23 protein-coding genes, 1 tRNA gene and 1 CRISPR repeat array are annotated in these 25,771 nt (G+C 36.9%); of the genes, 7 read left to right on the forward strand and 17 right to left on the reverse strand.

Annotated elements, in window-relative coordinates; all coding sequences use genetic code 11:
* Nucleotides 1-42: 42 nt before the first annotated feature.
* Nucleotides 43-513 carry a DM13 domain-containing protein gene (locus RIV7116_RS00170; RefSeq protein ID WP_015116228.1) on the reverse strand — a complete coding sequence of 157 codons (471 nt, stop codon included), beginning with the start codon at nt 511-513 and terminating at the stop codon, nt 43-45.
* A gap of 367 nt (nt 514-880) precedes the next feature.
* Between RIV7116_RS00170 and RIV7116_RS00175 the strand changes: the two genes are divergently transcribed.
* A complete protein-coding gene (locus tag RIV7116_RS00175) occupies nt 881-3,151 on the forward strand; it encodes a glycosyltransferase (protein ID WP_015116229.1) in 2,271 nt (756 codons plus the stop codon).
* Nucleotides 3,152-3,501: 350 nt separating this feature from the next.
* Nucleotides 3,502-4,566, forward strand: coding sequence for a ribosome small subunit-dependent GTPase A (rsgA, locus tag RIV7116_RS00185; RefSeq protein ID WP_015116230.1), 1,065 nt, complete (start codon nt 3,502-3,504; stop codon nt 4,564-4,566).
* 108 nt (nt 4,567-4,674) lie between these two features.
* Here rsgA and RIV7116_RS00190 read toward each other — a convergent pair whose 3' ends face one another.
* Entirely contained in the window at nt 4,675-6,309 is a 1,635-nt protein-coding gene (locus tag RIV7116_RS00190; RefSeq protein WP_157229241.1) for a site-2 protease family protein, read from the reverse strand.
* A 269-nt stretch (nt 6,310-6,578) separates the two neighbouring features.
* Between RIV7116_RS00190 and RIV7116_RS00195 the strand changes: the two genes are divergently transcribed.
* Nucleotides 6,579-7,244 (forward strand): class I SAM-dependent methyltransferase, encoded by a 666-nt coding sequence (locus RIV7116_RS00195; protein ID WP_015116232.1) that lies wholly within the window; start codon nt 6,579-6,581, stop codon nt 7,242-7,244.
* A 248-nt stretch (nt 7,245-7,492) separates the two neighbouring features.
* Here the strand turns inward: RIV7116_RS00195 and RIV7116_RS00200 are convergent, their stop codons facing one another.
* The 12 genes from RIV7116_RS00200 to RIV7116_RS00250 form a co-directional block, all read right to left on the reverse strand.
* Nucleotides 7,493-8,365, reverse strand: coding sequence for a rhodanese-related sulfurtransferase (locus RIV7116_RS00200; RefSeq protein WP_015116233.1), 873 nt, complete (start codon nt 8,363-8,365; stop codon nt 7,493-7,495).
* A gap of 351 nt (nt 8,366-8,716) precedes the next feature.
* Nucleotides 8,717-9,082, reverse strand: a complete 366-nt coding sequence (locus tag RIV7116_RS00205) for a hypothetical protein (RefSeq protein ID WP_015116234.1) — start codon at nt 9,080-9,082, stop codon at nt 8,717-8,719.
* Between the two features lie 257 nt (nt 9,083-9,339).
* Nucleotides 9,340-11,352, reverse strand: a complete 2,013-nt coding sequence (locus RIV7116_RS00210; RefSeq protein ID WP_015116235.1) for a zinc metalloprotease HtpX — start codon at nt 11,350-11,352, stop codon at nt 9,340-9,342.
* Between the two features lie 374 nt (nt 11,353-11,726).
* Nucleotides 11,727-12,107 (reverse strand): hypothetical protein, encoded by a 381-nt coding sequence (locus RIV7116_RS00215; protein ID WP_015116236.1) that lies wholly within the window; start codon nt 12,105-12,107, stop codon nt 11,727-11,729.
* A gap of 170 nt (nt 12,108-12,277) precedes the next feature.
* Nucleotides 12,278-12,901, reverse strand: coding sequence for a DUF938 domain-containing protein (locus RIV7116_RS00220; RefSeq protein ID WP_015116237.1), 624 nt, complete (start codon nt 12,899-12,901; stop codon nt 12,278-12,280).
* Nucleotides 12,902-13,077: 176 nt separating this feature from the next.
* Nucleotides 13,078-13,371 carry a hypothetical protein gene (locus RIV7116_RS36735; protein ID WP_232435751.1) on the reverse strand — a complete coding sequence of 98 codons (294 nt, stop codon included), beginning with the start codon at nt 13,369-13,371 and terminating at the stop codon, nt 13,078-13,080.
* A gap of 58 nt (nt 13,372-13,429) precedes the next feature.
* Nucleotides 13,430-14,248 carry a cysteine desulfurase family protein gene (locus RIV7116_RS00225; RefSeq protein ID WP_232435752.1) on the reverse strand — a complete coding sequence of 273 codons (819 nt, stop codon included), beginning with the start codon at nt 14,246-14,248 and terminating at the stop codon, nt 13,430-13,432.
* 12 nt (nt 14,249-14,260) lie between these two features.
* Nucleotides 14,261-14,773 carry a hypothetical protein gene (locus RIV7116_RS00230; RefSeq protein WP_052330778.1) on the reverse strand — a complete coding sequence of 171 codons (513 nt, stop codon included), beginning with the start codon at nt 14,771-14,773 and terminating at the stop codon, nt 14,261-14,263.
* 412 nt (nt 14,774-15,185) lie between these two features.
* Nucleotides 15,186-15,413 (reverse strand): hypothetical protein, encoded by a 228-nt coding sequence (locus RIV7116_RS36740; RefSeq protein ID WP_044290690.1) that lies wholly within the window; start codon nt 15,411-15,413, stop codon nt 15,186-15,188.
* Nucleotides 15,398-16,525, reverse strand: coding sequence for an HNH endonuclease domain-containing protein (locus RIV7116_RS00240; protein WP_015116239.1), 1,128 nt, complete (start codon nt 16,523-16,525; stop codon nt 15,398-15,400). Before RIV7116_RS00240 ends, RIV7116_RS36740 begins: the two co-directional genes overlap by 16 nt.
* Nucleotides 16,526-16,591: 66 nt before the next feature.
* On the reverse strand, nt 16,592-17,245 hold the full coding sequence (locus RIV7116_RS00245) for a hypothetical protein (protein WP_015116240.1): 654 nt from the start codon (nt 17,243-17,245) through the stop codon (nt 16,592-16,594).
* Nucleotides 17,246-17,478: 233 nt separating this feature from the next.
* Nucleotides 17,479-17,551, reverse strand: a tRNA-Val gene (locus RIV7116_RS00250).
* 329 nt (nt 17,552-17,880) lie between these two features.
* On the opposite strand from RIV7116_RS00250, the gene RIV7116_RS00255 reads away from it, so the two are divergent.
* Both RIV7116_RS00255 and mazG read left to right on the forward strand, forming a co-directional pair.
* Entirely contained in the window at nt 17,881-18,489 is a 609-nt protein-coding gene (locus RIV7116_RS00255) for a metal-binding protein (RefSeq protein WP_044290691.1), read from the forward strand.
* A 162-nt stretch (nt 18,490-18,651) separates the two neighbouring features.
* The gene (mazG, locus tag RIV7116_RS00260) at nt 18,652-19,446 is read left to right on the forward strand and encodes a nucleoside triphosphate pyrophosphohydrolase (RefSeq protein WP_015116243.1); all 795 of its coding nucleotides are present in this window, start codon (nt 18,652-18,654) and stop codon (nt 19,444-19,446) included.
* A 310-nt stretch (nt 19,447-19,756) separates the two neighbouring features.
* Nucleotides 19,757-20,221: direct repeats of the CRISPR family, unit length 37 nt; unit sequence GTTGAAATCAACTTAAATCCCTATTAGGGATTGAAAC.
* Between the two features lie 239 nt (nt 20,222-20,460).
* Here mazG and RIV7116_RS00265 read toward each other — a convergent pair.
* Together RIV7116_RS00265 and RIV7116_RS00270 are read right to left on the reverse strand one after the other, a co-directional pair.
* Nucleotides 20,461-20,871, reverse strand: coding sequence for a TIGR02588 family protein (locus RIV7116_RS00265; protein ID WP_015116244.1), 411 nt, complete (start codon nt 20,869-20,871; stop codon nt 20,461-20,463).
* A complete protein-coding gene (locus RIV7116_RS00270; RefSeq protein WP_015116245.1) occupies nt 20,868-21,785 on the reverse strand; it encodes a TIGR02587 family membrane protein in 918 nt (305 codons plus the stop codon). Before RIV7116_RS00270 ends, RIV7116_RS00265 begins: the two co-directional genes overlap by 4 nt.
* 661 nt (nt 21,786-22,446) lie before the next feature.
* On the opposite strand from RIV7116_RS00270, the gene RIV7116_RS00275 reads away from it, so the two are divergent.
* A complete protein-coding gene (locus RIV7116_RS00275) occupies nt 22,447-22,770 on the forward strand; it encodes a hypothetical protein (RefSeq protein WP_015116246.1) in 324 nt (107 codons plus the stop codon).
* A 239-nt stretch (nt 22,771-23,009) separates the two neighbouring features.
* Here the strand turns inward: RIV7116_RS00275 and RIV7116_RS00280 are convergent, their stop codons facing one another.
* Nucleotides 23,010-23,492, reverse strand: a complete 483-nt coding sequence (locus tag RIV7116_RS00280; protein ID WP_015116247.1) for a peptidoglycan-binding protein — start codon at nt 23,490-23,492, stop codon at nt 23,010-23,012.
* Nucleotides 23,493-24,221: 729 nt separating this feature from the next.
* Here RIV7116_RS00280 and RIV7116_RS00285 point away from each other — a divergent pair.
* Nucleotides 24,222-25,532, forward strand: coding sequence for a glutamate-5-semialdehyde dehydrogenase (locus RIV7116_RS00285; RefSeq protein ID WP_015116248.1), 1,311 nt, complete (start codon nt 24,222-24,224; stop codon nt 25,530-25,532).
* The last annotated feature ends 239 nt before the right edge of the window (nt 25,533-25,771 follow it).

Below are 25,771 nucleotides of genomic sequence, written 5' to 3' on the forward strand. Positions count from 1 at the left end.
GTTAATGATTGAGGAGGAGCAATTGCAACAGTGTCTGTGGTTTTATGCTTTTAAAACTGCATAACCGAATGTAGCGTTAAACTTACGACACCAAATAGCTACAGATTTGAAGTTTGATACATCTACATTTTCCGGAACTTCATACTTTTGAGCGCCGTTTGTACTTTTCAAAGGAGCAATACTTACATAATCTGCTTCTTTAATTCCGGTAATTGGTAACTTGTCATCTTTGTGCAAAATTACAAATAAATCGGGGCCATTATCGGATTTAAATTTTTCATCAAATTGAATATATTTCTTACCGTTTTCGGTAACAATGCTGGCTGTTCCTTTGGTTGGATGTTCTGCGTCAATGAAAGCACCTGAAGACTTGACGTTACCAGCAGCAGGAGTTTCTGCAACCGTCTCTGCTTGTGGTTGATTTTCTGGCTGTTGCGATTGTGATTCTACGTTTGCACAACCTACACTTAACAAAGTAACGATACTTAGCACTGCTGCGTACTTGAATTTCATTGCGGTGTCCTCAAATTAGTCTATGAGTACACTTTAGGGCTTAGTTCTCATAGATAAATTAATAGAAGCTGAGAAGTTGTTGAAAATTAGACTAAATTTACAACTTTATTTCTAATCTTGTTTTAATCCTAAGTCATGAAAATAAACCTATAGTAATTTGTAGATTACAGCAATATCAATTTGAGTAACATTACTGAGGCAGAATAGCAGATACAGTCTTTTTTAAATTTCATTAACTAATATAACAAGGCACAAAGTTGGGATTTGAAACAGCCTTAAAAGCTTATCTAATAAATTTTAGCCAATATTTAGAACGTAATATTTAAAATCTTACATCTAATCATCTAACAGCCTTCAGGGTATAGCAATGACAATTACACAATCCAATCAAGCTAAATATCGACGCAATCTTCGCAAAAGTCAATTTAAAATCAGAATTGCAACTCTATTTTTGTCCGGCGTTGTCATACTATCAGCAATTATTGTTGCAGCTTGGTTTGCTGGGGAAGATAAAATCAACGCCATTTTTGCTCAAATAAACTTTTTACAGCGGAATCCACCAATGTGGTTGGAAGCACCAATGGTGACGGGTAAATATTTATTAGCCCCTACTGTGGCTTTATTGTTAACAGTTTGGGCTGTAATTAAAGCTTCTCCTCAACCCCGTGTTTGGTCGCGAAGATTGGTAGTAGGAATATTATTATTACTAACTGTTAGATATGTAGTATGGCGTTCTTTATCAACACTAAATTTAAATACTCCTTTGAATGGAGCATTTAGTTTAGGTTTATTCTGTTTGGAAATGTTGGTATTATGTAGCGCCACAATTCAGTTATTTTTAATGTTGAATGTAAAAGAACGCCGCAATGAAGCAAATCAAAAATCAATCGCTGTAATTGAAGGAAAATTCAATCCCAGCGTCGATGTTTTGATTCCAACTTATAACGAACCAACTTTTATATTGCGAAGGACAATTATTGGCTGTCAGGCTTTAGAATATGACAATAAAACTATTTATCTGTTAGATGATACTCGTCGTCCGGAAATGAAAGCTTTAGCTCAAGAATTGGGATGCGAGTATATTAGCAGACCGGATAATCGTCATGCAAAAGCCGGTAATTTGAATCATGCATTAACTAAAATAGATGGAGAACTTATTGTAGTATTCGATGCGGATTTTATTCCTACATCAAACTTTTTAACTCGTACAGTAGGCTTTTTCCAAGATGAAAAATTAGCCTTAGTACAAACACCGCAAAGCTTTTATAATGCTGACCCCATAGCCCATAATCTCGGTTTAGAAAATGTAGTCACTCCAGAAGAAGAAGTCTTTTACAGACAAATTCAACCGATAAAAGATAGTGCGGGTAGTGTAGTTTGTGCTGGAACTTCCTTTGTTGTTAGACGCAGTGCTTTAGAAAAAGCTGGTGGTTTTATCACTGAATCTCTTAGCGAAGATTATTTTACAGGAATTAATTTATCAGCGAAAGGTTACAAACTTATATATTTAGATGAAAAGCTTAGTGCTGGTTTAGCTGCTGAAAATATTGGCGCACATGCAACGCAACGCATTAGATGGGCACAAGGTACTTTACAAGCGTTTTTTATTAAATCAAATCCTTTGACAATCAAAGGATTGCGACCGTTACAAAGATTAGCTCATTTAGAAGGATTACTCAACTGGTTTTCTAGTATTTCCCGCGTCGGCTTTTTATTAATGCCTTTAGCGTATTCTTTTTTAGGCATTATCCCCATACAGGCAACTGTAGAAGAAGCACTTTATTTTCTATTACCTTTTTACCTGACTCAATTGATGGTATTTTCTTGGTTAAATTCTCATTCTCGTTCTGCAATTTTATCGGAGATATACAGTATAGCTTTAGCATTTCCCCTGGCATTAACTGTAGTTAAAGTAATGCTCAATCCGTTTTCCAAAGGTTTTAAAGTTACACCCAAAGGGAACGCTAGTAATAAATTTTATTTCAATTGGAATTTAGCCTTACCTTTAATTATCTTATTCATCGGTAATGCTGTGAGCTTATGGCGCAACTTGGGAATGTGTTTGGCATTATTATGGCAGCAAGTAAGCACTCCTCAAGTAGTAGAGCATTTTAAAGGCTTAGATTTAGGATGGATATGGAGTATTTACAACTTGATATTAATTGGAATTGCCTTATTAATATTACTTGATGCACCCAAAGCCGACGTTTACGAATGGTTTGACTTGAGACGAGTAGTACGTCTAGATATCGGCGACAAAACAGCTTGGGGAGTAACCACAATGATTTCCGAAGTTGGTGCAGAAATTGCATTGACTCAACAAATACCAATGGAATTAATTCCCAATCAATCGGTAAAGCTAGAAATAGCCGAAGACAATTTACAGTTAAATGCTGAAATTATACGCACCAGCATCAAAGACGAATTTCTCACAATTCGAGTTAAGTTTCCCCTAGTTAGCGTACCTCAACATCGCCGCTTGGTAGAAATGTTATTCTGTCGTCCCGGACAATGGAAGCGTAGATGTACCCCCGGCGAATTGCAATCATTTATACTCTTGTTCAAAATATTGCTCAAACCGCGAATCTTATTCGATAGAAATGTTGATGTCAGTGCAATAGCAGTTTCCAAAGTTTGAAGTTTGTTCGTAGTTGCGCTTCAGCGCTTCCGAAAAGAAGCGCTATGAACGCAGTTTTCTCGTTAGCTTAACGTCTCTCGGAGAGTAAGCCCAACTACGAACATAATAAGCTATTTAACAATTTTGAAATAATATAGACTACAATTGTAATACTGTTTGAATTACAAGGAGGATTGAATATGAATGAACTTGCAAGCCGAGAGATTGTGACGCAACAAAACCGACACAAAGCGCAAGGATTATCATATTCGGTTTTAAAATCGGTTTCTCTTCGATAGATAATCTTAATAAAACCGAATTCCTAGTTGCTGCGCTTTGTACAAAACAAAAAGCACCAATTAAGGAAACCAATGAATTTAGAATATTTAGGTTGGAACGATTTTTTTGCTTCCAGCTTTGAGTCATTACGTCAACAAGAATTGACGGTAGCTAGAGTTGCTATCGAACATCGAAATACTTATATTCTCCATAGCGAAATTGGCGAAGTGCCCGGGGAAGTCACGGGTAAATTTCGCCACAATGCAATCCAAGCGCAAGACTTTCCAGCAGTAGGGGATTGGGTTGTAATTAGTCTCAGAGAATCAGAAAAAAATGCGGTAATTCACAGTGTTTTACCTAGAAAAAGTAAATTTTCTCGTCAGAGCATAGGTGCAATAACAGAAGAACAAATAGTTGCAGCCAATGTTGATACGGTATTTCTAGTTTCGGGGTTAGATGGTGATTTTAATCCCAGAAGAATTGAACGCTATTTAATATTGGCTTGGGAAAGCGGTGCAAATCCAGTGATTTTATTGAATAAAGCAGATTTATGTCAAAACATAGAAGACTGCTTAAATCAAGTTGAAAATATTGCTTTGGGTGTACCGATAATAACAATTAGTGCAGCTAATTCTCAAGGATTGGAAGCACTTCAAACCTATTTGCAACCGGGAAAAACTGTTGCTTTATTGGGTTCATCTGGTGTGGGTAAATCAACAATTACCAATAAACTTAAAGGTGAAGCAATACAAGCAGTGAAAGCAGTACGTCAAGGTGATGATAGAGGTAGACATACAACAAGCCATCGCGAATTGATTTTACTACCAAACGGTAGCTTAATTATAGATACTCCAGGAATGCGAGAACTTCAAATTTGGGCAAGTGAAACCAGTTTGAGTTCAACTTTTGAGGACATTGAAAGCTTAGCTCAAGAATGTCGTTTTCGTAACTGTCAACATATCAAAGAGCCTGGTTGTGCGGTACAGCAAGCATTACAAGAAGGGAGGCTTAGTAATTCTAGATTTTTTAGCTACCAAAAATTACAGAAAGAGCTTGATTATCTCAGTCAAAAGCAAGACCAAAAAGTTTATTTAGATACTAAAAAGAGATGGAAAACAATCACTAAATCGATGAGAAATCATCACAAACGATATTAACCTGAATCTAGTTATAAAAATTAAGAGACGTAAAATTCCTACGTCTCTTAATCATTCAGGTATTTATTGCTTGTAATAAGTACTTAGACAAAATTAATTATATATTTGTCATTGCTTCCCTGGGATTTCTTGATGAATGCGAATGTAATCGGCTGATGTCTGAGCAAACTTAGGAACAAAATTAACCGAATTAGGCACAATCGCTTGCCAACTACCCAAAATGCCAATAAATAAACTTACACAATAAACGCTTGCCAGAATTACTTTAGTTATCCGCTTGCTATAAAAGCAATGGTATCTTTCAATTAAATTTTTTACTAGTAAATATCTGCTGTTGAAAGGTAAATAGTGATAATCAAACTGCTGCAAATTTTTAAACAGGCAATATAAAATATTTTCTTGATTTGATGGTGGGTTAGTTCGGAAAGATTTGTGTAATTCAGAGTTTATCTTAGCAGCACGATAACTGTATATAATATTCAAGGCTAAGGGAATTGTAAGTACAAATAATGCCGGATGAGCGATTCCTAGTAAACTAATGATAATTGCTCCAAATGCTTTAAAAAATACATCACTATAGGGGAAACGAGAAAATAGTAAAATATCAACTATTTGTCCGCCATCAAGAGGGTAAATCGGTAGTAAATTAAATAGATTTAAGCAAATTAATATCCAGCTTGCCTGTTTTATCCAACTTGAATAGCTGGCATCTTTAAAGAAAATTGCTAACAAGATACCTAATATTAATCCTGGTAAAGGTCCAGCTAAAGATACACAAAACCTTTGAGTAATTGTAGCATCATCTTTACGAGCAGTAGCCACAGCACCGAGAAAAGGTAGAAAAAGTAAAGAACCATCTCGATATCCACAAAGTTTCATTGCGAATAAATGTCCACCTTCATGAATAATTAATGCTGCAATGAAAATGATTAAAGTCTGAGTACCAAAATATTTTGTGGAAGTAACTACAAATAAAATAAAACTACCTAATATCATCCAAGGACGCATTTTTTTATCGATAAGCCCTCGCTGCAATTTTTCCATGCGTCGAAATCCTTCGACTTCTAACTCTATAGGAATTTCTACAGCTAATTTAGTTTCGTTTTTAGCTTGTTCTCGACGCTGTTTGACAATATTCGCGCTTTGATTATTACCTTGAATAATTTTATGAGTTAGTTTTAAAGCTAATTTGCTATTTAAGCGAAATAAGTTTCTATTTGCACCAGGAGATATATATTTTAATTTGATTAACGAATTTAGATAATTTTGAAGATATACTTGAAGCGCTTGTATAAAAGCTTCTGGTGATAAAAGTTTTGGAATTTTATGTGTTTTTAATTGCCTTAACCTACCTTGGTGATACTGCCATTGTAAGGATGTTTGAGCAGTATAAAAATCTTGCATTATAAAGAACGGAATTTTACCGATTACCGTATTTCCTTTACCATTTGTTGTCACCAAACAAGTTTTATCTTTAAAAAAAGTATAAAACTCAATGTCAAATAAATTTAAAGGTTCTATAGGGTGTCGTATCCCAACTTTGGCATAGCAGTTGAAGGGTTCATTATAAAGTAATATCTCCGAAGCAGTATTCGGATAAACCTTGAGCATCGGTTTAACCTGCAAAAAACAGCATGGCTCAAAACCAAACTCTTGAAGCTCCTGAATGGGAACTAAAAACAACTTCTGTAGATAAGACGGAATATTTTCAACTACCTGCACTTGATAGCTTGGGTATTGCATCGTTACCTTACAAAGCTGTAAAAAGGTAACGATATAAGAAACACCATACAACAACGCATAAATTACAACAGGGTAAAGCAAATACTGCATACTATGTAACAAATAAAACCATACTTATCATTCCCAATATCGAACCTGGATTATCATTTTTCTTAGATAGTTTGTTTTACCTAAATCCTTCTATCTCCACAGGAATCAAACAAAAAGACATAACTAACTTCAAATATTTTCTTGATAAAGAAACTTGCTGTCCTACCATCACAAGCCACATGACCAAGCAAACACTGGGATTAGAAAATTACATATATCAATATTTACTATCAGTATCTATACGGGAACCGGACGTTTTAAAAAAATTACGTGAAGAAACCGCGAATCATCCCAGAAATATCATGCAAATTTCACCAGAGCAAGGACAGTTTATGGCTTTGCTGGTGCAGTTAATGGGAGCCAAGAAAGCTTTAGAAATCGGTGTCTTTACAGGTTATAGTTCTCTGGTAGTTGCCCTAGCATTACCACCAGAAGGTAAGATGGTTGCCTGCGATATTAGCGAAGAGTATACATCTATAGCCCGTCGTTACTGGGAACAAGCAGGAATCGCCGACAAAATCGATTTGCGTATAGCACCGGCGATCGCCACTCTCGACAAATTAATTGCAGAAGGTGAAACGGATACCTTTGACTTTGTCTTCATAGATGCAGATAAAAGCAGCTACGATGATTATTACGAAAGAGCATTAAAATTAATTCGTCCTGGTGGATTAATCGCCATTGATAACGTATTGTGGTACGGAAAAGTGGCAGATTCACAAATTCAAGATAATAGAACCAAAAAAATCCGCGCTTTAAACGAAAAAATTCATCAAGACGAGCGAGTCACCATCAGCATGGTACCGATTGCGGATGGTTTGACATTGGCAAGAAGAAAAGGTTAGAGGTTAAAGGTCAAAGGTTAAAGGTTAAAGGTGAAGAGCTAGGGCGTGTTTTCAAACCCCAACCGCTCTGGGGCTAAAGCCTGGAGCTACAGCTACAAAGCCCCCAAAGGGCTAAAAAAACCAGATTTTTCTAGTCCGCGCAGGCGGACTTTGTAGGTATAGCCTCACCCTATAAGGGTGAGGAGTACTTTGAAAACACGCCCTAGGAGTTATGAATTTTTCTTCCCCCTCTTCCCCCTCTCCCCCTCTCACTCCTCACGCTGTCGCTTCTTCTCCTGCATCTTGGCTTTTTTATCTTCAGTGAGATGATCGAAACAGTAGGGGCAGGAAATTCCTTCTTCGTATTTGGATGAAGCTTTATCATCGTCGGAAATCGGATGCCCGCAACTGGGGCACATATCGTAGGAACCGGGTTCTAAACCGTGACGCACGGCTACACGTTGGTCAAAAACAAAACATTCGCCTTCCCACAAACTTTCTTCTGGTGGTACTTCTTCTAAATATTTGAGAATGCCGCCTTTGAGGTGATAGACTTCTTCAAATCCTTGGGAAAGCAGGTAAGAAGTAGCTTTTTCGCAACGAATTCCCCCAGTACAAAACATTGCGACTTTCTTGTTTTTATTCTGATTTAAGTTTTTACTAGCGTATTCGGGAAATTCGCGAAATGATTCAGTTTGCGGGTTTTCTGCACGTTTAAAAGTACCAATACTTACTTCGTAATCGTTGCGGGTATCGATTACCGTTACTTCTGGATTAGAAATTATTTCATTCCAGTCTTTAGGATTAACGTAAGTTCCAACTTGTTCGCTGGGATTAACTTCCGATAAACCCAAAGTCACAATTTCTTTTTTTAACCTTACCTTCATTCGTTGAAATGGCGGAGATTCTGCGATAGATTCCTTGTATTCCAAATCTGTAAACCGAGAATCGGAGCGTAAAAAATCTATAACTATATCAATTCCTTGACGAGAACCCGCAATGGTTCCATTGATACCTTCTTGCGCCAGTAAAAGAGTTCCCTTGATTTCATTTGCTTCACAAGTAGATAACAAAGGCTGTCTTATTTGGGCGTAATCTGGCAATTTCACAAATTGATATAATGCGGCAACTATTACAGACATGATAATTATGGATTCTAGATTTTAGATTTATGCAAGTCCCCCTTCTGTAAGCGGGTTTAAAGCAATTTTAACGTCTAAAATACTAATTTAATTAAGAACTGAGTTTAATAGCGCTTTTGTTTAACAGGAGCAACTTCCTATAATAATAGGACTTACGTAAAAGTTATGGAATTCTGTCATTATATTCACCCGTAGGGTGTGGATCATCTCTCGAAACGCGCTCGTTTGCTTCCCTACAATTCGTTCTTATCGTAATGATAATTTTTAGTTGCGTAGATGATTAATACAATAAAAAAAGCCTACCTAAGTAGACTTTGCGTATCACATTCATTTCAAAATTGTTAGTAATAACTACTCATTTATTTCTGACTGTCGTTTGCGAGCTAAAGTAATTGTTCTAGTATTTTCAGCAATCACGGCAATATTACCAAGTACCCCGATTAAATTTGCCGCTGGATTGGTATCTCTACTATTCCTATTAGAGGTAACCATCCCTATCATCACACCTGCAACAAATACATACCCAAGGATTTTTAAATTATTTATTCCCCGGTTGAGATAAATCATAGCAGCAGGGAGTAAAAAGAATGATAGAACACCAGCTATGGCAGGATTTTTACCTGCTAATTCATCGGTTCTTTCTATATCTCTTGCAGTTGGAACAAAAGGATTCCAAGGTGAGTTATTTTCTTGGTCTTGATTAGAATTAAATGTCATTTTAGTGTTTTATTATTCAAATATTTTCTATAACTTTGTCATAATTATTAAATCAATAGCAACCGAAATATTACTATAGAATTAAAGTCTTTTTCAATTATAACTCTTTTAATTTATCTAAAATTAAGAAATTGTTTCACCGAATACTATTCTCTTGGTATCATAATATCCAAGTGATTTATATTGTAGATAAAATTAAAGCCCACCGGAATAAGCTTTTAGCTATATTTAGCTATATCTTGTGGGCTTTGATGTAATTAGCTCAAGCCTCCAAACAACACCATCAAACCTATACCTAAAACAATCAAAAATCCCGCAGTAACGAATGAACCAAAACGATGGTAGCTATTAACAACCGTACCATTTTCGCTTTTTAATTCGATTAAATCCATCCAGGGTGCAACACCACGACGGAACCAACCTACAGAGGAAACATTCATATTAATTAAACTTTCTACCCGCTTCATTCCAAATAAGAAATTACCAATGGAACCAAATCGAGAAGCATAACGCAAATAAAGCATTCCGCTGGGATCTTGTATTTTCAAATCGGAACCAAACTTATAACCAGCGTCACCTCGTCCAATTAATTTTCCTTGAAGTTTTGCAGGACGACCTCTTAAAGGACTAGCATAAGGATCGGACATTAAAGTGAGAACGTCTGTTTCTACTGCTTTTTCGTAATTCGGGTACGTTACAAAAGCTTTAATAATTATTCCGATTGCCACACCAATTAACGGACAAGCAACAAACAAACCAGGATTATTTAAACCAGAACTCTCAAGGATAATCCCAACTGCAATCCCAACAAATAAACCAATAGTTTCGGCAGCAAAGAATAAAATATCCGTGAAAAAGTTGCCGTAAAGCTTCTTTTTATTTAGATTCTTACCTTCCCCAACAACTTTCCCCATATCGAATTCGGTTTCTAAACCTAATTGCTCGGCATAGGTACTCAATGCACGCACTCGTTTACCAGTTAGGGGGTGAGTTGAACTCAATTCCATCCACCAACCCCAAGGATTAAACATATCCCAGAGAAATACTCGACCAATTTTTTCTGGTTTGGAAGCGATGCGGTAAGCGTTTCCTGTAGTTGCAGCAGCTTTAGCATCGTAAATACCCAAAGCGCGGGTTCCTTCTATTAAACGGCTGGGTTCTTTTGCTCTGGAACCTTCTTCGACAATTCCGTAAGCTATCTTTACTAAAGAGCGAGATAAACCATTCGGATTCCCCGTAACTTCTGCTGCAAAATGATCTGCAAAATATTCCCTAGTGCGGGAAAGATATAGCAGCAAGTAAGTACCGATAAAGTAAAAAATGTACGCTGCAAGTGAGGCTGACTTGGCAGCATCGGCAATTTTACTATCACCCATACTACGACCTAAAGTTCTCGCCGTAGTGTAGATTAAATAGCAAATTTGTACCAAAGTTGAAGCTACTGTCATTACCGCAAAGTCCCAATGGACAATATGTCCGAGTTCGTGAGCGTAAACTGTTGCAACTTCATCATCATCGAGATAAGTAAAAAGTCCCCTACTTACCACCAAACGAGCGCTATTAGGTAATGAACCGTAAGTAAAAGCCGTGGGATTTTGGTCTTCAATTATGCCCAAACGCGGAGTTTTGATTTTCTTCTGCTGACAAACCCGACGAATAACTCTTATTGTTTCTGGGCTGAGGTTTTCAATTTCTGCCAACTCCACCCAACGAGTTTTGTACAGCCAATTTTGAGTTAAATCCATCAAAAATGGAGATAAGAAAAAAGCCGCTATATTGAACAGTACAGTAATCGCGATCGCAATTCCCAAACCAGCAACTGGATTCTCGCTATCGGCAATCAAGATTATACCCAAAGCCAACACCAGTACCATGCCAAACATCAAAGACATGGTTACGGTAGAAGCTAAAGCCAGATTTCCACCAACCCCTGCCATCGCTAACTTTACGCCAGCAGCACCTACAGCTTTTTTAACCGTGTTGGGTTCTTCCGTGGCTTCAGTTTCCGTTGTTGAGTTATTCAGCTTCTGGTACATATTGCCAGCCCAGTCACTGACTTTGGTATGTTCGCTTTGCATCAGCCTTTGACAGAGAATCAAAGCTTTCTCGATTTCTCCAGTTGCTTTATATCCCCTTATCAACCACATCTGAGCCGTACAGTATTCAGCAGAACTCTGTTCGGCACAATTACGACAATATTGTTCTAGTAGTGGGATTGCTTCTTGATAGCGCCCTTCCTTAGCAGCATCAATTCCAGCTTGCAATGACATAAAATTTTATCTAAATCTAAAAAGTTATCTGTGTTCGATTGATACTTAATAAATTCAGCTTTTGTCATCGTTATTCCTAAAAAGTTAATGTAAACATACGTAAACAAGAATATATAAGGATTTTAAGGCTAATCTTTACATTTATGCGGAATATACACAATAAATCAAATAGTTAAAGTATAATTTTTAAAAATGGCGACTGAAGTTACTGCTAAGTAGTCGTACAAAATTAATTTTATATTCTAAAAGCTGGAGGTTGGGTTGAAGCTCGTGTAAGCGCAGCTTTCTCGTAGAGTAACCCAACCTACGAAGCTACTGTTGCAAGCCAACAGCATACACTTTAATAATTTTCGTAACTGCTAAGTGCTAACTGCTCACTGATAACTGTTCACTGTAACAGGTACTTTCTTTTCTGATTTATTTCCAACTTCCAAACTGAGAGACTCACCACTACGTCTAGCTTCCCAGGGACCATAATCCCAGCTACCGATTCTCCATTGCCCTTGGATGTAGTCTTCATCTTCGGAAATTGTACCAACGTATTCTATTGCATCAGGAGAACTTGTAAAATAACTTTTGATAAAGCTAATACGACGACCTACAACTTCACCGCTTAACTTAGCTTCTCCTAAATAGGAATCATCCAAAACCCTGCCAGATAGACTATTCCCGCTTTGAACAAGTACAACTTCAAAACGAGTCGGATTTCCATTTTGCCAATAAGTTCCCAGCCAAGTACCGTTTACATCAGACATAATCAGTGAACAGTTATCAGTGAACAGTGAACAGTGAACAGTGAACAGTTACCAGTTATCAGTTACCGGTTATCAGTTACCAGTTAAAAATACTTAATTACCCCAATTACCAACCACCAATTACCAATTACCAATTCCCAATTCCCAATTCCCAATCCCCAATCCCCATTTTAAGAATGCTTGAATACAACAGAAAGATTGTTTGCTGGCATTGGATAGGTTTTTTGTAGAATTAGATGATTGGTTTTAGCGACTTCTACCACATCTTCTAAATTACGTACTCCCCATTCCGGGTTCTGTTCTTGCAAATACTCGCTAAAGGCTGCATTAGAAGGTGCCGTATGTTCCCCACCTTGTTTGTATGGCCCATATAAATATAGAATACCTCCCGATGGAAGTATGCGACCAGCTGCTGCTATTAATCCCAAGCAAGCAGGCCATTTTGAAATGTGAATCATATTAATATTCACAATCGCACAAATATCAGATATTTCCGATAATATCTCCTTCTCTGCTTTCCAAACCGGCTGACTTGCATCAATATCGAGGGGTTGGGAAAGATTTTCACTGGGGCAATATTGTGCCCATGCACTGATACTTTCACGCAGCGAAGCATCAGGATCGGAAGGAATCCATTTTCTCGGTTTTAATTGCGGTGCAAAATATGCAGCATGTTCTCCCGTACCGCTGGCAATTTCTAAAACCGTGCCAGTGGGTGGCAAAACTTCTAACAATACTTGTAAAATTGGTTCGCGGTTGCGCTCGGTTGCTAGGGCGCGTTTTCTTTTATCCACTAATTGTCTACTCTCCCCGACAACGCTTGGTTTATTTAGCTTAGCTTATCATTTGTAGGAAAATGTGTTTAATAGTCGGTATTGTTAATCGTCAATCGCCCGCAGCCTCGAAGGCTGGGGCTACAGTTGCGAAGCCCACCTTCGTGGGCTGGATTTCGTTGTGTTTTTCGATATTTTTAAATAAGTTGATGAATTTTATTGACTGCATTGATTAATAAAAAAGATGCTGTTTCGATTTCTTGTTCGGTTGTAAATTTGCCAATCCCAATTCTTAATGCTCCCTCAGTTATATTCTGGGAAAGATTCATCGCTTGTAAAACGTGAGATGGAGCCATTGTTCCCGACGAGCAAGAAGCACCTGTGGAAATAGCTAATTGCTCACGTACTCTAGCAATAATCGCACTATTAGGAATTCCAGGAATAGAGATATGTAAGTTACCCGATAAACGGTTGTTTAAATCTCCATTCACAACTAAGTCGGGAATTTTAGATTGCAGCGAGTGTTGTAGCTTGTCTCGGAGGATTGCGTTAAGCGAAGCTCACCGAAGGTATCGCGCTTTCGTCTGCTTCCATTTCCAATTTTCTTAATTCACAAGCTTCCCCTAAACCAGCAATTCCGGGAACGTTAAGCGTGCCGGATCTGATTCCCTGCTGATGTCCGCCACCATATATAATCGGTTGCAGATGATAGCCTTTTTTGATTACTAATGCACCAATACCTTTAGGAGCATAAAGTTTGTGACCGGAAATTGCCAGATAGGTAATACCCCAGTCTGAGCAATTAATAGAAATCTTACCAACTGCTTGGGAAGCATCGCATAAGAAGGGGATATTATATTTTTTAGCAATTAAGCCAATTTTTTCAATTGGGTAAATTGTCCCCACTTCGTTGTTCACAGCCATTATACAAAGTAAGGAAGCACCATCAGAGCAAACTTTTTCTAGATGTTCTAAATCTAGTTGAGCTTGTGAGTTGACTTTTAACCAAACAATTTCTACAAGTCCTTTTTTAGTTAATGCTTGAACGGTATCTAAAACTGCTTTGTGTTCAACTGGGGAAACAATTATTTTTGAAGGAGTATTCTGTTGAATATGTCCTTGAATTACCAAATTAATGCTTTCTGTTGCACCGGAGGTAAAAATAATTTCTTTTGCAGAAGCATTAATGAGTCCAGCGATTTGTTGACGCGCTCGTTTAACTGCTTGCGCTGCTGCATCTCCATAGTAATGGTCTACACTGTTAGCATTACCGAAAGCATTAGTCATATAATGCATGACTTTTTCTGCTACTCTAGGGTCAACGGGAGTAGTTGAATGATAATCAAGGTAGATTATATTTTCTTGCATACTCATTCTTTGTTATTTGATTCTATAAAAAACTTCTGAATAATTAGGAACGGAGAGAGCGTAACGTGAAGGTAGGAAATAAAGCAACCATCTCATCAAGCTTTGCCATGCTCTTTCGGGATTTAAATTAGGAAGATTTGCACTGAGCAAAGATGCTAAAAAATCTCGGACAACACCAAATCTTTGAGGAACTTGAACAAATTTATCTATTTTTTGAATTATCGGTTTTTCTAAAAGCTTTATACCGACGTAAGCATTAAAATTATTTTGATTAAGATTAGGGATAATATTCAGATATTTTAAATCGTTGATGGCATGATTACGAGCTATAGCTGTAAGTTTATCTTCTTTTCCAGAATAAGCTAGGTAAAGTTCTTCTGGATTTCTTAAAGTTGGTATCCAATTTTCATTACTTACGATATCCAAAGATAAATCAACTGAAAATCGTAGCTGTTCCAAAGGAATATTTTGATTTTCTATTTGATTAATTCTAGTGAGATATTCTTTGTATATAGCACTTTTCACTTGGATGCAATACAAATTCGACCTCACCCCCGTCCCCTCTCCTTAATAAGGAGAGGGGTGTCCAAAGGACGGGGTGAGGTTTCGAGTGTATTGAACTCAACTGAAAACCGCATCTTGAAGTAATTCTTCCTTAAGTTGAGCAACTGTTTTTCCTTCTTCTAATAAGGATTCTATATCTAGCTGTAAAACTTCTGCAAAGTTACGTGCTGATTGCTTATTATTCGTAACTCCAAATAGTTCATCAAGAGAAGGCGGAAATTCAATTTCAATTCCCCACCAACGTTCAGTAGGGTCGTAATTATTAACTAAATTTTGGTCTAATTCTAATTCTCTTCCAGCACGAACTACGGAAACACCAATATTTTTCTTAGCATGTTGTCCATGTGGTAGACTTCCAGGATTTTTTCCTGATTTAGCTTGACGTGGTTCTTCTTTCGCGAAAGAAAAACGAATCTTTACTTTGATTTACCTGCTGTTTGCGCTCCCCACAAAGTAGCTCCACCTCAGATGCACCAGCTTGTATCGCATTATCCATTAACTCGGCGATCGCATAAGCAGCATTTTTGTAACCGTTGTCGCGCATTGCTTGTACTGCTAGATGAGCCGGAACGATATCGTGGGGGTTTAAGCGTAAACCCAATTAGCACTAAATCCCTGGTTACTTGCTAAGGTAATTAAAGGTTGAAGAGTGATTTCATAAGCATTGGTAAGAATTTCTAAATTTAATAAATTATCTGCTTGATTAATCTTTAAATCACAAATAAAAGGCTCAATATCTTTTAACCATTTATTTTGAGGGATATGGTTATAAGAAACTGTTAAACCTAAATGCTGTAAGTTAATAAAATCAGCAAAATATATTTGAGATGGTAAGTTATTCGATTTAGAAGAATTAACAGATGGCGTTGTTGGAATCAAATTCCACAGTTGGTCATGTGCCACAAACGACCAAGGTAAATAATGATCTAATGATATTTCGTTTTTATTTAATTGAACTTCAGAGTAAATACAATTGATTTCGCGATAAGTTAAAACGGTTTTCCAATATTTAGTTTGCTTGCTTAAAGAATCTCTTTGCTGTGGCATAAACAATTTATTAACCACATTAGGAATATTAGGGTTTCTTTGCTGCATATATTTCAACCATTCCCAAGATGCCCAGCCTCTAACTAGTACGTAATTTTTCTTAAAATAATCAATCCAATCTGGATATAGAATTATAGCGTTACAATCTTTCTGCTTCTGGGCATTAAAACAGTATAAAGGCTTTTTGTTATCGAATTTATTTTTAGATAAATTAATAATAGCTGAATTCACATCATAATCTTTAAATCCTCTCGTATCTTCAGCAAAGAAAGGACGAATTAAACGATAAGGAACATAGTTACTAATAAAAGCTACAATATCGTTAATATTTTGGTTGCTAATAGCAGTACGTAATAGTTTCTTATCTGTATCTCTAAATTTGAGAATTGGTTCCGTAATTTCTAATTTAAGAGAATCTAACTTATTTGATATATGGTCTTGGGTTCCAAAAGAGAGCTTAAAATAATTATGGGGATACCAAGCATTAGCCAGCATTTCAACGATAATATCTTTAAAGCTAATAGGCGATACAATATCAAAATTGTTTCTTCTAATAATGTCTAATAAGGATAAAAAATAAAGATATTTATATGAATTAGTTGTTGACTCAAATAGTCTTGATAATGCTGATATATCTAAACTGTCATCATTTGGTAAGTTATACATATTGTATAATTAAATTTTTATTTTAAATTTAAATTGAAAATATTATCTTAGATAAAGAATAATCAATCAATCAATATCTTCAATCCCCTTCCCCAATTGCTTCAAAATCTTCAGCACATCATAAAGTTCATTCTGTAAAGGTAAAAGCGAAAAAATACGAGAAATATCATATTGAGGTGTTCCCTGACGATTTAGCTTCAAAAAAAAGAAGTCTCCTCCATTTGTTGCCATTGCAAATACGGGTTTTGTCGCATCGGGATTAGCCATCATGTAAGTTAAGGTTTGAGGAATTGCCATATCAAGGTTAATTTCTGTTCCCTTCGATTCCAAAACCGCTATCCACAATCCTTTTGACACCACTAAAAAATCTATTCTTCCTCGCAAGATTTCATCAGATACCTCGCTTTCTGCGACTGAGGTACTAACTTCAACAGCAACTTCTCCTTGCATCAAATAAGGAGGATCGTAAAACCCCGCTAACTCTAGTAAAGGCGATAAAACTAATAGGTTAACTAAACTTTCAGCAAGATTTCCATTAACTCTGTGATAACGATATCTAGCTTTAATTCTGTCTAATACAGCTTTTTCGGCATCGATTATATCTGCTAAATTTTCTCTCCATTCCGTGAAGAAATTGACATCAGCAGTACGAACTAAATTAAATTGCTTTTCTGCTTCCGCAATTGTGGTAATTCTTTTAGTAATTGCTGTTTGAGTCATCTTTTTACTCGGAAGCTAAAATTACAAATGACAAGCTAAACCGTCGTCTTCTTCATCTAAAATCGCTTCTAATGATTCAGCTAAAGGACGATTTGGAGCAGCTTTCTTTTCTTTAGCCATAACGGTGCGTTACGCTGTCGCGACAACACACCCTACAGCAATAAAAAACTTTCTGTTAACGCATTAGATATCAGCAATTAACAGATATATATTAAATATTCAAAATTCTTAAATGGACGATACTGGACTCGAACCAGTGACATCCTGCTTGTAAGGCAGGCGCTCTACCAACTGAGCTAATCGTCCTCGGTGTCTCACTAAGAAAATAATATAACAAACTTTTTCGTATAATGCTAGTCTTTTACAAAATTTTTTTTGAATAACTTTTAATCAATAGCCCAAAACCGCTTCGTAGCAAAGGAAATTCGGCTTATTATTTGGTAACAACTGGGATGGACATACAGTGAGGTCTAAGTGTACCTTGTATCTTGTCAGTTTATTGGTTATGATTCGGGCGTTAGAGAAACCCCAGGCTTCCACAGAGGGGAGACTTAATTTATATTTACAGGTTTTGGCAATTGGTAATTCCCAATGCCCAATGCCCTATTCCCCATCCCCATTTTCTGATTTTTATTATGCCCTCCGGTCAAACTCACGATCGCATTACAATTTGGGCTTTACCATTCATTGCTGGTACCACTTTTTGGCAAACTCACAGCAGCAGTATTACCCTACTAATTGCTGGTGGGTTTATGTTTGGGGGATTAATGTTCGGCCCCGACTTGGACATTTATTCAATTCAATACCAACGTTGGGGTTATTTCCGTTTTATCTGGCTTCCTTATCAAAAAAGTCTTCGTCATCGTTCTTTTTTATCTCACGGACCGTTAATTGGGACAACCGTGCGGGTACTCTATTTATGCGTCTTAATTTCAATCGTAACGATTATTGTTTTACTTATTGCCGAGAAATTATTAAATATGACTCTAAGTTGGCAGGAAGTAGCTAAGCATCTATTAGATATTATCAACCTTCATAAAACCGAATTCCTCGCCTTGTTTGTAGGATTAGAACTCGGTGCGATGAGCCATTCCATCAGTGACTGGTCAAATTCCGCTTACAAACGCTTTAAAAGAAAAGGCATCACTAGTTTGCTGCCTAAAAAGAAACCAAAAAAACGTAAATACGTAAGTAAATCTACTACCAACCGTCGGAGTAAATCTAAAGCAAGAAGGAGGAGGTAGGAAGAGGATTGAAGATTCACCTGTTTTCTACTTTTATAAAGGAGGGGGAAGAGGGGGAAGAGCGGGAAGAAATTTTGACTGGTAACTGTTCACTGTTCACTGCTCACTGTTCACTGCTCACTGCTCACTGCTCACTGCTCACTGTTCACTGATAACTGATTAATGGATACTTTAACTGCTTTGCAGGAATTAATTGATGTCGTTGCGAAGTTGCGATCGCCTAACGGTGGTTGTCCCTGGGATTTAGCGCAAACGCCGGAAACTTTGACTCCTTATGTAATTGAGGAAGCTTATGAAGTGGTTGATGCGATTAAAAGCGGGGACAAAAATCACGTCGCTGAAGAATTAGGAGATTTACTTTTACAAGTTGTTTTACAAGCGCAAATTTATAGCGAATCTGGAGATTTTACTCTCAAGGAAGTTGCCGAAGGTATTTCTCAAAAGCTGATTCGTCGTCATCCACATGTGTTTGGTGATGTTTCGGTGCAGAATGTTGATGAGGTAAAGCAAAATTGGGAAGATATCAAGGCTGCGGAGAAAGGCGAAACTGTTGCAGAAACTCAAAAGCTGAGCAATAAGCTCTTCGGCTATACTCGCAAGCTGCCACCGTTAATGGCAACGATGAAAATGTCTAAAAAAGCTGCTGATGTAGGCTTTGAATGGGATGATATCGATGGTGTTTGGGAAAAGTACGAGGAAGAATTAGGAGAATTCAAACAGGCTTTAGCTGAAGAAACACCCGAAAGACAGCAAGAGGAATTAGGAGATTTACTGTTTACTCTGCTTCAGTTAGCACGATGGAACAATTTAGATCCTAGTGAAGCCTTACAAGGAACAAACAAACGATTTATTCAGCGATTTCAAAAAATGGAAAATTTTGCCGAGCGTCCGCTTTCGGAATATAGCTTGGTAGAATTAGAAGAACTTTGGCAGCAGGCTAAGAAGGAATTGAAATAAAGCTCAAATTCTTACTGAGCAAGGGTTTAATATGTGTAATTTCAAGTACTGTTTGATTCGGTTTGCGCGGATGGGTAACTGTTTGAAATGCTTACTTTAATTTTTCGCTGAAACTCCTTTTGAGTAAGGGTTTCAGGCAATATGGCGAAAATCGCATCCGCGCAATCCCTCAAACCCTCTGTGTGTAAAGGTTTCAGCCTTTTTTTATCTTACTGTAGTTTGCGTATCAATCGCTCAAATGCTATATTTTATTTCATCCGCGAAACCGTACCTTGAAAACCAAATAGGAAAAGGCTTCCAATATGCCGCAGTTGAAATCAACTTAAATCCCTATTAGGGATTGAAACCTTAAGTAGTATTAATTCTGAGAAAAATTCAATAGTTGAAATCAACTTAAATCCCTATTAGGGATTGAAACCCAATGACAAAAATATATGACTAAATATAAGAAAGTTGAAATCAACTTAAATCCCTATTAGGGATTGAAACATTTAATATATATGGGAAAATCCCGCTTCTAGAGGTTGAAATCAACTTAAATCCCTATTAGGGATTGAAACAGAAGGCTTTAATCGAATGGAAATTCCGGATATTGTTGAAATCAACTTAAATCCCTATTAGGGATTGAAACTATAGAAAAAACCAAGATAATCATCAGCCAAGTCCTGTTGAAATCAACTTAAATCCCTATTAGGGATTGAAACTTTCAATAATTTGCATAAGCCTAACTAATTGATTGTTGAAATCAACTCAAATCTTGCACTATCCTCGACACCGCCTTGGAATAAATTCCCAGGCTCATAAACAAAGTCTGATAAATCAGACTAGGCAAGGCTTTTAGTGCGTTTCAACGCGCTTGGTATATCAGCCTTGAAATTGATTTATCTGCGTTCACGCGGAGCGTGCGGGCTAGAAAGCCTCCGGCTTACAAGGCGGTTATTCGGGTTTAACGACAATGGTGGAAGATTTGAATTAAGTATTCAAACATGAGATAACTTTGCCGAAATTTGTAAATTAAGGCGATTTATAACTTGCTATTCTTAAAATCAATTCTCCTTGGTTGGGGTTTTTTGTAAATACAAATGCTCCTGTCTCTTTCTCACCTCTCGATAAAAATTCTATTTGCTGCTCTCCTGTTTCTTCTACTTTTCCGTTGAGACGTAATTCTGCTATTACCTGTACGGAAGCTGCTGTTTCTTCACCTTTATTAATTACCTCGAAATGTACATAATATTGTTCGTTAACTTTTCGCAGGGGTTTATTATTGGTGACAACAAGGGCTGGTGGTTTTTGTGCTGGCTGTTTTATCCAGGTGAAGCTGACTAAACCTATAACTCCGAGAAGTATGGATGAAGCGATGCAGAATGTTGCCCATTCAGCTATTGTACGTTTTTGCTCTTGCTTATCTTGTTTGGGTTGACTCATATTGCCAACCTTCCAGCAGCACCACCAATGGTTGTTGGCAATCCTAATATAATGCTGTGTTCTAACCAAATTGTCCAAGGATCGCTCCAAGCTAATTTTTGAAAAAACCACAGCATTATAGCGGCTGAAATTAAGGATACTAGGTAGCAAATCATGGTTTCGCTAAATGGTTTCTGAAATATACCTTGGTGTTGTCTGCGTTTTTCTTGGGCTGAGAAACCGGCTTGAAATACAATTGCGTAGGAAATTAATAAGGAAATGGCAATAATTGCCAAAAGCCAAGGCTCGGATACTGCTGCTGCCAGGGTTGCAATTTCATCGGTTGGTGCAATGTTGAAACCGATAACTGTTGCACCAATTAAGGTTGCGCTTAAATCGGTGAAGGTGGGGTTATTATCAACTAAATCGTTTTGACTGCTAGTTCTATTATCTGGTGGATTGTTTCCGTTTTCACCTAAAAGTTGGTTGGCTAATGCAACTCCCAAACTAAAGGGTACGCTTTCAAAAATAATTTTACCTAATGCTTCTTTGAGGGAAACTCCCGCAGATAATTCCTGTAGTAGCAATAACATAAAAGCCGAACAAACTAAGCCGATTCCCATTGCTTCTACTGTTTCTGTAATTGCTTGATAACGACGACTGAAACGTTTGGGTTTGCGGAAACCTTCTGTACGCATAAGTAGATAAACAACAATAAATGTTAATAACAGTGCCATTAACATCATCTCTGGTGTTGCAGATGAGCCTATCCACCATACTTCCATCGTGTAAAGCAGGGGAATGCCAAACAGAAAGCCCCCACAGCCGCCTCTTACGATGTCGTTTATCTCGCTTTTCCAAGGATTTTTTTGACGTTTTCTTTTGGTGTTGTTTTTATATTTGGCGCAGATTCTTCTTCGCGATTTAAATTTCATCTACAAAACTGTTTGATTTTATAAAATCACCGCTTGATACAATTATGCGAACTATAACTGCTATAAAATTGAAGTTTAAAGTTAAGAAAAGTTTATTAAGCGATTATTATTATATTATCATCGATGGTTCTGTGTTCAAGCTTTAAGTAACGTGGAACGACAAAAATGAGTTTTCAAAGCTATAAATAAATAAAATTATGGCTGTAAATTCTGCTTCCCAAAACGATTTTTAATAAGTCATTTTTTAGTTAAATAAAAGATATCATACTAACATTGTAATCTACTAGGCAGATATTAATTATAGTTGTCGCTTTTTAATTCATTTTTTTGTTGATACAAATTATTCTGAATTGGCAGTTTTTATTTGTAAAATAGTTAGTAGGCAATAATATTAATTATGCCAAATGTAAGAGGATGTTTGGAAAGTCTTAGATAATACCACAAATCTTTAGATCCCCCTAAATTCCCCTTTCAAAAGGGGGACTTTAACCCCCCTTTTTAAGGGGGGAAGGTGGGATAATCCGGCAAACGGAATAAAAATCATACTTTTAAAACATCCTCTAAAGTGCAAGAATATTGAATCAATCGATATGAATACATTTGGTTTAATTAAATAGCCTTCAAATGATGTAATTAATTTGATTTGTTAACTATTATATTCATGCCTAAATTGACTAAACTATTTCTAGTTATTAGTTGCTTTATTGTTATTTTACTGAATGGCTGTACGCCTAATAAAGAAAATAATTGGACGCATAAATTTTCTCGTATCTTTAGGGATGATTACAGAGTTACTTTGTATTCTGGAGGAAAAGCTGTTAGAGAGTGGCAGCTAAAACACAGTAATGTTAATTATGAAAAAAACGATGATGGTTGGTTTTTTTCTTGTCAAAAACATCTTGTTGTTATCAGAGGCGAAGAGATTGTAATTGAACCGTTAGCTTATTCGCAGCAACAAGTAGAGAATCCGATTATTTGTAATTGATAGATAGATTATACATGGCGGAAAATGAGAAACAATTAAATGTTGAATTAAAAACCCAGCTTAGAAAAAAGCCGGGTTTTTAAGCTTTAAGTGCTTTTTTGCAGCTAACATAGGGTTAATTCAAAATATAAGCCGATAACGGATAATACTTAAGTAACTTTTCCTAAATTATTAACCTTTTTGTGGTTAAACATAATTTTAATTTGTAAAATACAATTTTTGATATTCAAGAATAATTTTTAATAGCTATACTCGCGAATTTTACTTAACTCTAACCAAGTGCGATCGCCAACTATTCCGTCTGGGGCTAATCCGGTACGCTGTTGCAAATCTTTAATCGCATTTTCGGTTACGATACCAAAATAACCGGTAATTGCAGATTGAAAAAAACCAGACCACAAAAGCCTTTCCTGAATTTTTTCAACTAATTCCCCTTGACTGCGCTTTTGTAAGACAGGCATATCTACCGGCGCACCTTTATACAAAGACAGCCAAGTATTTTCATCAACTATGCCGTCTTCAGCTAAAAACATCCAGTACTCAAAGCAGTTAACTGCGGCTGTCGTTTGGGGTCCAAAGATACCATCAATTTCACCGCAATAACATCGCCAATGCTTTAATAATTTTTGTAATTCTAGTACTGCTTGTCCAGAAGAACCTTGGGTTAATACAGGTTTATTTAGCTGGCTTTTAACGCTATGAAAGTTAGAAATAGAAGTCATGATAGTTGGAGGTGGTGGTTGATTGATTAGTAGGAAAATAACTGTATTTTATGCCTACAGCTTTAGTTGAGAAGATATAAAAGCTAACTATAAGAATAAATTTATTTTTCAGTTCTCGATACTAATTTAAAAATTAGCTAAATTGCGAAAATATTTGCATCCTGTAATGCAGGCATCTAGTCTGCGGCTTGTATAAAAATTAGATACGCAACAGCTTATTAGAAAATGGGGAACATAATTTTTAAGGAATTTTTCATAAACTCTATTTAACGTTAAGAGAATGAATCGTAGCCTTTGTATTGATAGCTGCTAACTGTTAACTGCCAATTTTTTTAACTAAACATATGGGTTGAATTCCCCACCGTTCAAAGGTGAAAGATTCCTCCCACGCTCCGGGTGAATGGGTTGGGGCGGCGTGTCGGCGGACAGACTATTCTTTGTGCCGAACCGCCTTGTTCAAATCCCCATCACAATTCCAAGCTTCTTCGGTTCTTCCTTCGTTTAATATTGATTTCAACAGGAAAAGCTACAGAAGCGAGTTCAAGCATTCCGGATGGTGCCGATAATTTTTTTTGAGAGACCAAAAATACCTATTTACACAATAGAGTACTAATCGACAATTGCTTTTCAACCATTAAAAACATTTATACTTAATGCTTGATAGTTGATTATTAATATTTCCCGTTCGCAGTTAGGATTAAAGATAAGACTGCGTTTTCGGGCATTACTATGACAGTTCTCATTCATAATTCCGATTTAATTCTGACTGCTAAACAAACTCGACTTGCAGCTATGAAGCTAGCGGTGTTGTCTACTGCTGCAAAAAATGAAGCTATTGAAGCTATTGCTGTTGCACTGCTATCAGCACAGGATGAAATAATTCAAGCAAATATTTCAGATTGTGAAGCTGCTACGAGTGAAGGAATTGCTAAGCCACTTTACAAGCGCTTGCAGTTAGACGAGCATAAATTAAGAGATAATATTGCTGGGGTAAGGGATATAGGTAAACTTTCCGACCCTGTTGGTAATATTCAAATTCATCGTAAACTAGATACTGGTTTGATTCTCAAGCGTGTTAGTTGTCCCTTGGGAGTTTTGGGAGTGATTTTTGAAGCACGTCCGGAAGCGGCGATTCAAATTGCCTCTTTGGCGATAAAATCGGGAAATGGTGTAATCCTCAAAGGTGGAAAAGAAGCGATTCGTTCTTGCGAAGCTATAGTTAAAGCTATTAAACAAGGATTATCCAAAACTACAGTCGATCCAGATGCGGTACAGTTATTAACCACTAGAGAAGAAACTTTAGAATTATTGAAGTTGGATAAATATGTAGATTTGATTATTCCTAGAGGCTCTAATTCTTTCGTGCAGTTTGTCCAGCAAAATACTTCTATTCCGGTATTGGGACATGCTGACGGCATTTGTCATTTATATATCGATAAATCCGCAGACATGCAAAAAGCGGTAGATATTACAGTAGATGCTAAAACTCACTATCCAGCAGCTTGTAATGCAATCGAAACATTGCTGGTTGATCGAGATATCGCATCAACTTTTCTACCCAAAGCTGCACAAGCTTTACAAAAATTAAACGTCGAATTGCGAGGAGACGAAGCAACCCAAGCAATTTTACCCAACATCGTACCGGCAACAGAAGCAGATTGGGAAACAGAATACAGCGATTTAATATTGTCAATCAAAATTGTTGATTCTTTACCCGAAGCAATTAGCCATATTAACGAATACGGTTCTAAACATACCGACGCAATCGTTACCGAAAATATAGAAGCAGCAGAAAACTTTTTATCCTTAGTTGATGCAGCAGGCGTTTACCACAATTGTTCCACCCGTTTCGCAGACGGTTTCCGTTACGGATTTGGTGCAGAAGTCGGAATCAGTACCCAGCAAATACCACCCAGAGGACCAGTTGGTTTAGAAGGCTTAGTAACCTATAAATATAAAATGACAGGTAACGGTCATGTTGCAAGTAGCTATACCGGTGAAGATGCCAAGCCTTTCTTGCATAAAGATTTATTACAGTGAACAGTGAGCAGTGAGCAGTGAGCAGTTAACAGTGAACAGTGAGCAGTTAGCAGTTAACAGTTACCCATTACCAATTACCAATTACCAATTACCAATTACCAATTCCCAATTACCAATTACCAATGCCCAATTCCCAATTATCGATATTAAAAGAAAAAGGCGAGAAATAAGTGAAATTACTCTTACTTCCCGCTTCAAACATCACCTTGAGCATATTTTCGATTGACAGACTTTGATAG

This window comes from Rivularia sp. PCC 7116 (assembly GCF_000316665.1).
Taxonomy (GTDB): domain Bacteria; phylum Cyanobacteriota; class Cyanobacteriia; order Cyanobacteriales; family Nostocaceae; genus Rivularia.

Bases quoted from the DNA above. Each gene is read 5' to 3' on its own strand.
- RIV7116_RS00195 (WP_015116232.1), top strand. From the start codon at position 6,579: ATGACCAAGCAAACACTGGGATTAGAAAATTACATATATCAATATTTA.
- RIV7116_RS00285 (WP_015116248.1), top strand. From the start codon at position 24,222: ATGACAGTTCTCATTCATAATTCCGATTTAATTCTGACTGCTAAACAA.
- mazG (WP_015116243.1), top strand. From the start codon at position 18,652: ATGGATACTTTAACTGCTTTGCAGGAATTAATTGATGTCGTTGCGAAG.
- RIV7116_RS00275 (WP_015116246.1), top strand. From the start codon at position 22,447: ATGCCTAAATTGACTAAACTATTTCTAGTTATTAGTTGCTTTATTGTT.
- rsgA (WP_015116230.1), top strand. From the start codon at position 3,502: ATGAATTTAGAATATTTAGGTTGGAACGATTTTTTTGCTTCCAGCTTT.
- RIV7116_RS00225 (WP_232435752.1), bottom strand. From the start codon at position 14,248: ATGCAAGAAAATATAATCTACCTTGATTATCATTCAACTACTCCCGTT.
- RIV7116_RS00270 (WP_015116245.1), bottom strand. From the start codon at position 21,785: ATGAAATTTAAATCGCGAAGAAGAATCTGCGCCAAATATAAAAACAAC.
- RIV7116_RS00200 (WP_015116233.1), bottom strand. From the start codon at position 8,365: ATGTCTGTAATAGTTGCCGCATTATATCAATTTGTGAAATTGCCAGAT.
- RIV7116_RS00245 (WP_015116240.1), bottom strand. From the start codon at position 17,245: ATGACTCAAACAGCAATTACTAAAAGAATTACCACAATTGCGGAAGCA.
- RIV7116_RS00205 (WP_015116234.1), bottom strand. From the start codon at position 9,082: ATGACATTTAATTCTAATCAAGACCAAGAAAATAACTCACCTTGGAAT.
- RIV7116_RS00215 (WP_015116236.1), bottom strand. From the start codon at position 12,107: ATGTCTGATGTAAACGGTACTTGGCTGGGAACTTATTGGCAAAATGGA.
- RIV7116_RS00255 (WP_044290691.1), top strand. From the start codon at position 17,881: ATGCCCTCCGGTCAAACTCACGATCGCATTACAATTTGGGCTTTACCA.
- RIV7116_RS00190 (WP_157229241.1), bottom strand. From the start codon at position 6,309: ATGCAATACCCAAGCTATCAAGTGCAGGTAGTTGAAAATATTCCGTCT.
- RIV7116_RS00280 (WP_015116247.1), bottom strand. From the start codon at position 23,492: ATGACTTCTATTTCTAACTTTCATAGCGTTAAAAGCCAGCTAAATAAA.
- RIV7116_RS00170 (WP_015116228.1), bottom strand. From the start codon at position 513: ATGAAATTCAAGTACGCAGCAGTGCTAAGTATCGTTACTTTGTTAAGT.
- RIV7116_RS00240 (WP_015116239.1), bottom strand. From the start codon at position 16,525: ATGTATAACTTACCAAATGATGACAGTTTAGATATATCAGCATTATCA.
- RIV7116_RS00265 (WP_015116244.1), bottom strand. From the start codon at position 20,871: ATGAGTCAACCCAAACAAGATAAGCAAGAGCAAAAACGTACAATAGCT.
- RIV7116_RS00175 (WP_015116229.1), top strand. From the start codon at position 881: ATGACAATTACACAATCCAATCAAGCTAAATATCGACGCAATCTTCGC.
- RIV7116_RS00210 (WP_015116235.1), bottom strand. From the start codon at position 11,352: ATGTCATTGCAAGCTGGAATTGATGCTGCTAAGGAAGGGCGCTATCAA.